We start from the raw sequence: 11174 nt of genomic DNA on the forward strand, positions 1-11174 counted from the left end.
CCGCCGCCGCCGCCAACGGCCACGGGTCGGGCGACGAGGCCCACGCCCCGGCCCGCCCCAGCCGCAGCCCGGCCGCCGAACTCCGCGGCACCCGACGGTTCGTCCTCCGCAAGGACCACGCCTCGCTGGTCGAACGCCTGGCCCGCAGCGGCCGGCTCCGGCTCCGCCGCACCGACGGCGAGGACGAGCCCCCGACCATGCGCTGGGACGACGGCCAGCCCTGGCGGTTCGCCCTCGACCTCCGCGCCGAGGCCGGCGGCAAGCGCTGGTCCTGGCGCGGCGTCCTCCGCCGGGGGGACAACCGGATGGACCTGGCCGAGCCCCTCGTGCTGGTCCCCGGCCTCCTCGTCCTGGGGGTCGGCCGCGCCGCGAGGTTCGACGACCTGGGGGTCATGTCCTGGATCGTCCGCCTCCGCCTGGAGAAGGAGATCACCTTCGTCGAGCCCCAGCAAGACCTGATGCTGGGCCGGATCCTGGACGAGGCCCGCGTCCCGGCCTCCGAGCTGGTGGAGTCGATGGCGCTCGAGGAGATCGCCGTCAAGCCCCGCCCCAGCCTCACCCTGCGCACCCCCCGGCAGAACTGGGGGATGGCCGCCGACAAGCTCCTGGCCGACCTGGAGTTCGACTACGACGGGGCCCTGATCCCCGCCGGCCGGACCACCCCCCTGGCCGTCTCGACCGAGGTCGGCCTGGTGATCCGCCGCGACCCCCGCACCGAGTCCGCCGCCGACGTCAAGCTGTTCGAGCTGGGCTTCCGCGAGGCCAAGGACCCCCGGCTCGACCCCAACACCCTGGAACTCCCCGCCAAGCGGATGGACGCCGTCACCAAGGAGCTGGTCCTGGCCGGCTGGCGGATCGAGGCCGAAGGCAAGCTGATCCGCCCCGCCGGCGAGTTCAAGCTGGCCCTCTCCACCGGCATCGACTGGTTCGACCTCGACGGCGGCGTCGACTACGGCGGCCAGAGCGTCAGCCTCCCCGAGCTGCTCTCCGCCGCCCGCCGCGGCGACACCATGATCGAGCTGGGCGACGGCTCCATGGGCATGCTCCCCGACGAGTGGCTCAAGCGCTACGGCCTGCTCGCCGACGTCGGCGCCGAGGAGAACGGCGCGCTTCGGTTCAACGCCTCCCAGGCCGGGCTGCTCGACGCCCTCCTGGAGAACCAGCCCGAGATCCAGATCGACGAGGCGTTCGCCAAGGTCCGCAAGAACCTCCGCCAGTTCGACGGCGTCGTCCCGCTCGACGCCCCCCCGGGCTTCCACGGCGACCTGCGGCCCTACCAGCGCGAGGGCCTGGGCTGGCTCGACTACCTCCAGCGGTTCGGCTTCGGCGGCATCCTCGCCGACGACATGGGCCTGGGCAAGACCATCCAGGTGCTCGCCCTGCTCCAGCGGCGGCGGTTCCGTCGCCAGGCCAAGGGCCCCGCCCTCGCCGTCGTCCCCCGCTCCCTGGTCTTCAACTGGCTCCAGGAGGCCGAGAAGTTCACCCCCAGGCTCCGGGTCCTGGACTACACCGGCTCCGGCCGCCACCCGCTCCGCGAGAAGTTCGGCGAGTACGACCTCATCGTCACCACCTACGGCACCCTCCGCACCGACATCGCCGAGCTGATCGAGATCGACTTCGACTACGTCATCCTCGACGAGGCCCAGGCGATCAAGAACTCCGAGAGCCAGTCCTCCAAGTCGGTCCGGCTGCTCAAGTCCCGGCACCGCCTGGCCATCAGCGGCACCCCGATCGAGAACCACATCGGCGAGCTCTGGTCGATCCTCGAATTCCTCAACCCCGGCATGCTCGGCAGCGACACCGTCTTCAAGCGCTACGCCTCCTCGTCGAACGTCGAGGGCGAGGACCGCTCGCTGCTCGCCAAGGCCCTCCGGCCGTTCATCCTCCGCCGCACCAAGTCCGAGGTCGTCAAGGACCTCCCCGACAAGACCGAGCAGACCCTCTACTGCGACATGGAGGCCGACCAGCGGCGCACCTATGAGGAACTCCGCGTCCACTACCGCGACGCGCTGCTCAAGAAGGACTCCGCCGAGCTGAACCGCTCCAAGATCGAGGTCCTCGAGGCCCTCCTGCGGCTCCGCCAGGCCGCCTGCCACCCCGGCCTCATCAGCCCCGACCTCAGCTCCAGCCCCAGCGCCAAGCTCGACATGCTGATGCCGTCGCTGGCCGAGATCGTCGAAGAAGGGCACAAGGTCCTGGTCTTCTCGCAGTTCACCAGCTTCCTGTCGATCGTCAAGGAACGGCTCGACCGCGACGGCCTGGTCTACGAGTACCTCGACGGCCGCACCCGCAACCGCTCCGCCAAGGTCGACCGGTTCCAGAACGATCCCGACTGCCCGATCTTCCTCATCAGCCTCAAGGCCGGCGGCCTGGGCCTCAACCTGACCGCCGCCGAGTACGTCTACCTGCTCGACCCCTGGTGGAACCCCGCCGTCGAGGCCCAGGCCATCGACCGCTCCCACCGGATCGGCCAGACCCAGCACGTCTTCGCCTACCGCCTCATCTGCCGGAACACCGTCGAGGAGAAGATCCTCGACCTCCAGCAGAAGAAGCGCGACCTGGCCGACGCCATCCTCAACGCCGACAACCGGGTCATCTCCGGGCTCACCCGCGACGACCTCGAATTCCTCCTCTCCTGACCCGTGCGGCCCCCCGCGGGTTGCGTCGCCGCGCGGGCCGGGTTACCTTGGCGGGCCCACGACCGATGCGAAGCCGCCACCCGGGAGCCCCGCCATGACCCCTCGCCTCCGCCCGCTTGCCTCGATCGCCCCCCTCTTCCTGCTCGCCTTGGCCCTCCCCACGGCCTTCGCCCAGGAAGCCAAGAAGGAAGAGCCCGCCCCCGCCCAGGCCCCCCCGGCCGACGACCCGGCCAAGCTCAAGGAGCAGATCGCCGCGCTCCAGAAGGAAGTCGCCGAGCTCAAGACCAAGCTCGCCAAGGTGGAGGTCGAGAAGCTCGGCGCCTCGCTGACCGTCGACAAGGGGAAGGACGGCGCCGAGGTCGCCACGGTCAACATCCTCAAGAAGTGGAGCGGCGATAAGGACGGCCTGGCCTTCCTCAAGACCATCCCCAACCTTCAGGTCGTCTACATCGACAACCCCGCCGTCGCCGACGCCGCGCTCGCCCCCCTCAAGGAACTCCCCACCCTCACCGCGCTCACCCTGATGAGCCCCGCGATCACCGACGCCGGCCTCGAACAGATCAAGGACCTGAAGGGCCTGACCATGCTCTTCCTGACCGGCAGCAAGGTCGGCGACAAGGGCCTGGAGCACCTCAAGGGCCTCCCCAACCTGCAGGTCCTCGCCCTCAGCCGCACCGACGTCACCGACGCCGGCCTTGAAGTCCTCAAGGACGTCAAGACCCTCAAGTCCGTCTACCTCATCGGCGCCAAGGTCTCCCCCGAAGCCATCGAAACGTTCAAGGCCGCCGTCCCCGGCGTCGCCGTCTACAAGTGACCCGCCGCCCCGAACTCCCCCCGATCCGACCTTGAATCGAGGCCGTCGCCCACGTCCCTCCTCCCCCTCGAGGGAGAAGGGATGACGTCGACGGCCTCTCGTGATCGCGGCTGAATCGAAACGCCGGAGGCTCGGGCTCGCGCGATCGCCTGGCGTCTGGGATCGGCTCCGGCCGGGGGGTATCATCGAGTCGAGTGCGAGGCGCGGCCGGTGCCGGGGGATTCGTCGACACGGAATGGTGCGAAGATGAGAAGATCACGATTCGCGTTCTGGACCGCCTGCTGGGCGGCGGTCGTCGTCGTCGTCGGGGCGAGGGGTGAGGAGGCCCCGGCGACGCCGGGAGGCGCGCTGACGGCGAAGTGGATCTGGCTCGATCAGGAAGACCCGAACCCGTACAACCAGACGATCCTGGCGCGCAAGGACTTCACGCTCGACCGCCCGGCGCGGGGGCGGGTCCGGATCACGGCCGACAGCTTCTATCGGCTCTCCATCAACGGCCGATGGGTCAACGACGGCCCCTGCCGCGCCTGGGCCGAGCACTACCAGTACGACGACCTCGACGTCACCCCGTACCTGCGCGCGGGGGAGAACGCGATCGCCGTCGTGGCCCGCTACTACGGCGTGGGAGACTTCCACAAGGTCCCCAAGCGCGCCGGGCTGCTCGTCCAGGTCGACGTGAAGGGGACCGACGAACGGACGACCAGCGTGGCGACCGACGAATCGTGGGAGGTCGCGCCGGCCGAGGCCTGGGCCCGCAACACGCCCAAGATCAGCATCCAGATGGAGCCCGCCGAGCTTTACGACGCGACCCTGGAGGCCGCACCCCAGTTCGCCCCCGCCAAGGTCGTCGCCGAGACGGCCGACGGACCCTGGAAGGACCTCCGCCCCCGCGACGTCGCGCTCCTGACCCGCCAGCCTGTCCCCCTGAAGAAGTTCCTGGGCGCCAGCGTGGTCCGGGCCGACGGCTGGAACTTCTGCTTCCCCGCCGCCCGCCTGGTCCACCCCGGCCTGATCGAGGCCAACCGCAACACGAGCGCCGGCTGCGGCCTGGCGACGGTGATCGTCAACGACGCGCCGTGCGAGGTCCGCGTGGCCGACGAGAACGTCGACGTCGCCGTCGACGGCGCGCGGGCGAAGGACGGCGTGTTCCAGCTCGAACCCGGCCGGCACCTGCTCCTGGGCTTCGTCCGCAACTTCTTCGGCCACGACAAGGAGAAGGCCGTCCGGTTCCTCGACCCCAGGGGCTTCCGCCTGACCAACCCGATGGGCGACGACCAGACCAACCCCTTCTGCTTCCTCGCCTTCCCCGAATTCGCCGTGGCGGGCGACGACCTGGTCTGGCCCGAGCTGGAGCAGCGCCCGGAGTTCGCCAGGGCCGAGCAGGGCTACAACGCCGCGAAGGCCGAGCTGCTGGCGTCCGTGAAGTCGGTCGACGACCTCGAGGAGAAGCTGGCGGACCGGATCAAGCAGATGCCCTCCGGCCAGATGTTCGTGCGCGACGCCTTCTGGCGGTTCGTCGGCCGTCGGGTGGTCGCCCCGGCCGACGACCTGGTGTCGCAGCCGTACGCGCTGACCCACGAATCCCCCTCCTCGACGACGATCCGCCCCAGCGCCGACGGGGACGTCGAGCTTCTCTACGACCTGGGCGAGCAGAACGTCGGCTACTACGACTTCGAGCTGGTCGCCGACGCGGGCGTGTCCGTCGATATCTTCGGCGTGGAGTACATCGCGCCCGACGGCCGCATCCAGTTCCCGATCGGCAATCGCAACGGGATGCGCTACGTCACCAAGAAGGGCGTGAACACGTTCACATCCTTGAAGCGAAGGTCGGGCCGCTACCTGTTCGTGACCCTGCGGAACCAGAAGACGCCGGTCACGATCCGCAACCTCCGGCTGATCGAGTCGACCTATCCGGTGGAGCAGGCGGGGAGCTTCGCGTGCAGCGACCCCCGGCTGGACCGGATCTGGGAGATCTCCACGCGGACGCTCAAGCTCTGCATGGAAGACACCTACACCGACTGCCCGCTGTACGAGCAGACCCACTGGGTCGGCGACGCGCGGAACGAGTCGCTGCTGGCGTACCAGGTCTTCGGCGCGACCGACCTGGCCCGGCGCTGCATCCGGATCACGGCCGACTCGCTGGAGCACTACCCGATCGCCGGCTGCCAGACGCCGTCGAGCTGGGACGTGCTGATCCCGGCCTGGAGCTTCCTCTGGGGGATCTCGATCTGGGACTACTACTGGTACACCGGCGACCTGGAAGCCCTCCGGGAGTTCCACCCGGCGGCGATCAAGAACCTGCAAGGGGCGGAGAAGCACATCAACCCCCAGGGGCTGTTCACCGGCCCCTACTGGAACTTCTTCGACTGGTCGGGCCTGGACCAGAACCGCAAGACGGTCCTGCACAACAGCCTCTTCTTCATCGGCGCGATCGACGCGGCCCTGAAATCGGCCGAGGCCCTCGGCGACCACTCGGGCGACGCCTGGCTGAACGCCACCCGCGCCCGGCTCGCGGAAGGGGTGAACCGGCTCTGGGACCGCGAGAAACAGGCCTACCCGGACTCCGTGCACGACGACGGCAAGGCCAGCCCGTCGACCAGCCAGCACACGAGCTTCCTGGCGATCCTCTACGACGTGATCGACCCCGCGAACCGCGCCGCCGCCGCGAAGAACGTGCTCGCCCCCCCCGACGGCATGGTCCGCGTCGGCTCGCCGTTCGCCGCCCTTTATCACTACGGGGCGATGGAGGCGCTCGGCCGCGAGGACGCGATCATCGCCGAGATCTACAAGAATTACCTGCCGATGCTCGACGCCGGCGCGACGACCGTGTGGGAGAGCTTCGCCACCGGAACGACCGGCGGCGGCGGCTTCCCGACCCGGAGCCATTGCCACGCCTGGTCGTCGGCCCCGAACCTCTACCTCCCCCGCATCCTCCTCGGCGTCAGGCCGACCTCGCCGGCCTCCGCGACCGTCGAGATCAACCCCAGGCCCTCCGGCCTCTCCTGGGCCAGGGGGACGGTCCTCACCGCCAGGGGGCCGATCACCGTCTCCTGGAAGGTCGACGAGCACGGCGCGCTCGCCGTCGAGGCCGCCGCGCCCGAGGGCGTCGTGCTGACCATCGGCCGCAACCCCGAGACCGACGGCAAGCCCCTGACCTTCAACGGCCGGCCCGCGCCTTGAATCGGAAAGCCTCCGGCGTCCCACGCAGGAGGTCGAACTGAAGTACCGGGTCGACGGCCGGGTCGAACCGGAGGGGGAGATCACCTTCTTCTCGGCCGCCCGGCCCTGACCGACAGTCGCGGCCTTTTTCGATCGAGGGACGACGAAGCGTGGCGACTCGGCAGGACATGACGATTATTCGCATCATTAGCGAACGATCCTGCTTGTGAGAACTCATGGCGAATTGATACAATCCGCCACGCACCGCGACCGACGCCACTCGATTTCGGGGGCCTCGATCGTCCTCGCCCAGCCTCGCGACGGCGCGACGGGCGATCGGACGTCGCGGCCGCCCGCTCAAGGACGAGCCCGAGCCATGACTTCGAAACGATGCAAGACACCCTTCGGGACGACTGGGAGAACTCCATGTTTCAGACGCCTCGGCCCCTGAGCCGCGCGGGCGTGATCGTCCTCGCGGCGGCCCTCGGAGCGATGCTCGCCCCGACCGACGCCCAGGCCGCGTCGATCATCATCACCCGACCCCCCTCGGGCCCCGGCATCACCCCCGTGGCAGGCGATCCCGTCTATCGGTACAGCTTCCAGGCCTACCTGAACCCGGGCTACGAGGTGCGACTCTTCGACTCGATCACGATCGAAGGACTCCTCGGGGTGAACGGCTCCTCGCCCACGAACCAGCCCCAGTCTCCCGACGGCGGCCTGCCGACGAACACCGGCTGGCTGGCGAACAAGCAGGTCACCGGCACGGACGTCTGGCCGGCCGGCTCCCCCGCCCCCACGGTCGACGTCTCCAGCGTCAAGTTCACGTTCGCCCCGGACGACGTGGTCCCCCCCGACACCGCGATCTCGAACGTGGGCCCCAGCCTCGTCAACCTGGGCCTGTTCACCATCGACACCTACGCCGACCTTCCGGACCTCGGGCCCGGCTTCTCCTTCACCTTCCGCTATGTCGTCCGGGCGCACCTGCTGGACGGCACCCCCGACACCTATATCGGCGCCGTCACCCTGAGCACCGCCGGCGCCGTCCCCGAACCGGCCTCGGTCTTCATGCTCGGCCTCGGCGCCGCGGCCCCGGCGCTCGGGGTGATCCGCCGCCGTCGCCGACGCCGCCGCGCGACGGCCTGAGCGATCGGATCAACAAGTCCCGGCCTCAGGACGCGCCGCGACCCTTCGGAGTCGTGGGCGCGTCGGCCGGTCCCGGGTCCAGCGGGTCGAGGATCACGTCGAGGCAGTCGACCTCGGCCTCCGGTTCCAGCGGCGCGAGCGACACGCGGTTCGCCCCGGCCGCGAGCGGCAGCCGGACGAAGGCGGCCGACCACCGCCCGCCCCCCGAATCGGGGTACGCGATCGTCCCCGCCCGCCGGCCGTCGATCAGCACGCGCTGGGCGACCCGGACGTTCGCCGCGACCGTGGTCCGATAGCGGACGGCGGCGACGTAGACCCCCGCCTTCTCGACCGCCACGTCGAACACCAGCCTCGCCTCGGCGCCGGCCAGGCCCACGACCTTGGAGCCGCCGGAACTCCCCTCGGCGGCGACGGCCTTCGCACCCCCCTCCAGCCGGGCCTTCTCCGCCTCCAGCCGCAGCCGCGCAGGCTCGCCGGCGGGGACGGGAATGGGCGCGTCGGGCGGGATTGGGGCGCCGAAGACGGGGAAGCCGTCGTCGTTCCATCGGAACGGCTGGGCGCGAACCGACCGCGACCAGCCCGAGCCGGGCTTCTTGGCGGCGTGGTAGACGATCCAGTCCTCCGTCCCATCGGGCGACTTCGTGAACGAGCAATGCCCCGGCGCGACCACGCCGTCCCCGCCCGCGAAGACCGGCTCCGGCGTCTTCGTCCACGACGCCGGATCGAGCGGGTCCGCGTCCGCCTTCGCCGAGAGCATCCCCAGGCAGTAGGAGTCGCTCCAACTCCCCGCCGCCGAGTAGATCAGGAACATCCGGCCGTCCCGCACGATCGCCTGCGGCCCCTCGTTGATCGTCGGCGGCCCGGCGGCCTTCTCCCAGGGGAACGTCGGCCGCGAGAGTTCGACCCTCGGCCCCGAGATCGTCGTCGGGTCGCTCATGGGGGCGATATAAAGACGTTGGTCGACGTTCACGTCCCCTTCCCAGCCCGACCAGACGAAGTACAACCGCTCGGAATCGCCCGAGCCCAGCCGGAGCACGGAGCCGTCAATGGCCCAGCGATCCGACGCGGGGTCGGCGATCTTCCCTTTCAGGAGGAACGCGCCCTCGAACGGGTCGGCCGCGGTGTTCTCCAGCACGTACATCCGGTGGTTGGCGTTGTCGCCGTCGTCGGCCGCGACGTAGACGTACCACCTCCCGCGCAGGTGGTGGACCTCCGGCGCCCAGAGTTCCCGGCTGAACGGCGCGCCGGGCGTCGGCGTCCAGACCACGCGGCTCTCGGCCCCTCCCAGCCCGGAGATCGTCCGCGACCGCCGCAGCACCACGTCGCTCCCCGTCGTATACGTGACGTAATACCAGCCGTCGTCATGCCGGTACACCCACGGATCGGCCCCGGAAGGGACGACCATGTTGAAGAAGTCGCGAACCTCCTGCGCCCGAACCTCCCCGAACGCCGCGAGGACCACCATCGCCCCGAACAGTCCGCGTCGCCATGTCTTCATCGCGAAACCCCCCCGATCGATCGACCGCCCCGCAGCCCGTTCCCACGCGGAACGCGAGACCGGCGATCCTCCATCATCGCCCCAGAAAACGCCCACCGGTAGCCTCGATCCACCCGGGGCGATTATCAAGCTCTCCGAGGACCGACCCCGCAGGTCCGAGAACCGTCGTTCGGTACCTGACGGGGCGGTCTCTCTCTTGAGGCCGTCTCACGGCGCGTCCGGCCCCGGCCCCCCGAGGCCCGGCGGCGGGTCGACGCGCATCCGGGGGGCGCCCCCTCCCACATCAGCCGGACTTCCTCGGTCTCCCAGTCTCTGATTTTTAAAGCCCGTCCGGTCAATCGTGGGACGAGAATATATCGAAATTTTGCTGCACGATATCGTCGGCCGAGTTGTAAAGATCCGCCGGGACGACCCGCCGGATGGGTTCCGGCGTCGGTCTTTCGGCTCCATCGTCGCATGTCCCGCAGGGGCGTCGCCCGGAGCCGCCCGGGTCGTCCGCCCCCCCCTGGATCGGCCCGCCGTCGCCGATATGCTGGGGGCTCCTTTCGGATGCATCGAAGCCTGGAGGGGTGCGAGGGGTTCATCAAGTCGTGATGGGAGTGTTTATGAAGTTGCAGGGCAGGATCGCGGTGGTGACCGGGGCGGGGTCGGGGATCGGTCGGGCGATCGCCCTGCGGCTGGCGGGCGAGGGCGCGCGGGTGGTGGTGGCGGAGATCGACGAGGCGACGGGCGAGGCGACCGCCGCGCTGATCCGCGACGAGGGGGGCGAGGCGCATGCGATCCCGACGGACGTCTCGCGGTCGGAGTCGGTCGCGGACCTGTTCGCCCGGCTCGACGAGCTGGACATGCCGCCCGACGTGCTGGTCAACAACGCCGGCAACGCGAGCCCCCCGGTCCCCGTCCACGAGATGACGGACGTGATGTGGGACGCCAAGCTTCGGGTGCACCTGGACGGCACGTTCTACAACACCCGCGAGGCGCTGCGGCGGATGCTCCCCAGGGGCCGCGGGGTGATCGTCAACATCACCTCCGTGGCGGCCCTCCGCGGGCTCCCCGGCGGGGCGGCCTACACGGCCGCGAAGGGGGGGATCGCCTCGTTCACCAAGGCCGTCGCGCTGGAGGTCGCCGCCGCCGGGGTGCGGGTCGTCGCCGTCGCCCCCGGCTGGATCGACACCCCCATCCTGGACAACATCCCCGAAGCGTCGAGGGCCGAGATCGTCGGCAAGATCCCCCTGGGCCGGCTCGGCACGCCCGAGGAGGTCGCCGCCGTCGTCGCCTTCCTCGCGAGCGACGACGCCGGCTACCTCACCGGCCAGGTCATCAGCCCGAACGGCGGCCTCTACCTTTGATCTGCCGCCGCATATGAACGGCCCCTCTCCTCGACCGCCGTGGGGCCGTTCTCCGCAATCCGCATTCGTGACGTATCGTTGAAGATGGGGCGATGCGCCATCGCCCCGGCTCCTTGGCAATTCGTTATGGCCGGACGTTCGTAGTCGTGATCGCGCCGGCGCTCGTCTGCATCGGAGAAAACCGCCGAACGAAGCCAATCCCGGGACAGGAATTTCCGAGGTAAGTCACTGCGGTGAAAGATCATGCGGCCGATGGCTTCGCTCGAGGAACCCGCCGAAGGAAGCCAATCGCCCCAGGAGCGACGATCCGAGGCGGCCATCGAGGATTGCGACGAGAAGATCGAAGAAAAATCGCCGAACGAAGCCAATCGCGGGGTCAAAAATTGGACATAAGGCCCATGCAAATAAGGTGTTGCGGAGGAATGTGTTGGTTCGGGGCCGCGACGATCGAAGCCAATTCGCTCGGCCGGCTGGATGCATCGTCGGTTGGTGGTGGCTTCGACCTCGGGGCTGGGGTAGGATCCAGATGTTTGAGGTTTTCCTAGGCGAGATTCCGTGGATTCGAGCAATTG

General features: G+C 69.5%; 7 protein-coding genes. 5 read left to right on the forward strand and 2 right to left on the reverse strand.

Going from position 1 to position 11174, the window contains the following annotated elements; genetic code table 11:
* Positions 1-197: 197 nt before the first annotated feature.
* The 4 genes from VT85_RS25190 (at position 198) to VT85_RS25210 (ending at position 7755) form a co-directional block, all read left to right on the forward strand.
* Positions 198-2639 (forward strand): DEAD/DEAH box helicase, encoded by a 2442-nt coding sequence (locus VT85_RS25190; RefSeq protein WP_068421060.1) that lies wholly within the window; start codon positions 198-200, stop codon positions 2637-2639.
* A gap of 94 nt (positions 2640-2733) precedes the next feature.
* Entirely contained in the window at positions 2734-3453 is a 720-nt protein-coding gene (locus VT85_RS25195; RefSeq protein WP_068421062.1) for a hypothetical protein, read from the forward strand.
* Between the two features lie 246 nt (positions 3454-3699).
* Positions 3700-6633, forward strand: coding sequence for an alpha-L-rhamnosidase N-terminal domain-containing protein (locus VT85_RS25200; protein WP_068421064.1), 2934 nt, complete (start codon positions 3700-3702; stop codon positions 6631-6633).
* Between the two features lie 405 nt (positions 6634-7038).
* On the forward strand, positions 7039-7755 hold the full coding sequence (locus VT85_RS25210; protein WP_197491003.1) for a PEP-CTERM sorting domain-containing protein: 717 nt from the start codon (positions 7039-7041) through the stop codon (positions 7753-7755).
* A gap of 25 nt (positions 7756-7780) precedes the next feature.
* Here VT85_RS25210 and VT85_RS25215 read toward each other — a convergent pair whose 3' ends face one another.
* Positions 7781-9253, reverse strand: a complete 1473-nt coding sequence (locus VT85_RS25215) for a family 43 glycosylhydrolase (RefSeq protein ID WP_082858892.1) — start codon at positions 9251-9253, stop codon at positions 7781-7783.
* A gap of 605 nt (positions 9254-9858) precedes the next feature.
* Here VT85_RS25215 and VT85_RS25220 point away from each other — a divergent pair.
* Positions 9859-10602 (forward strand): SDR family oxidoreductase, encoded by a 744-nt coding sequence (locus VT85_RS25220; RefSeq protein WP_068421070.1) that lies wholly within the window; start codon positions 9859-9861, stop codon positions 10600-10602.
* On the opposite strand, the gene VT85_RS28060 is transcribed toward VT85_RS25220, so the two are convergent.
* A complete protein-coding gene (locus VT85_RS28060; protein ID WP_156513105.1) occupies positions 10593-11171 on the reverse strand; it encodes a hypothetical protein in 579 nt (192 codons plus the stop codon). The genes VT85_RS25220 and VT85_RS28060 overlap by 10 nt on opposite strands.
* Between the last annotated feature and the right edge of the window lie 3 nt (positions 11172-11174).

Origin of the sequence: Planctomyces sp. SH-PL62, from assembly GCF_001610895.1 — a bacterium.
GTDB lineage: Bacteria > Planctomycetota > Planctomycetia > Isosphaerales > Isosphaeraceae > Paludisphaera.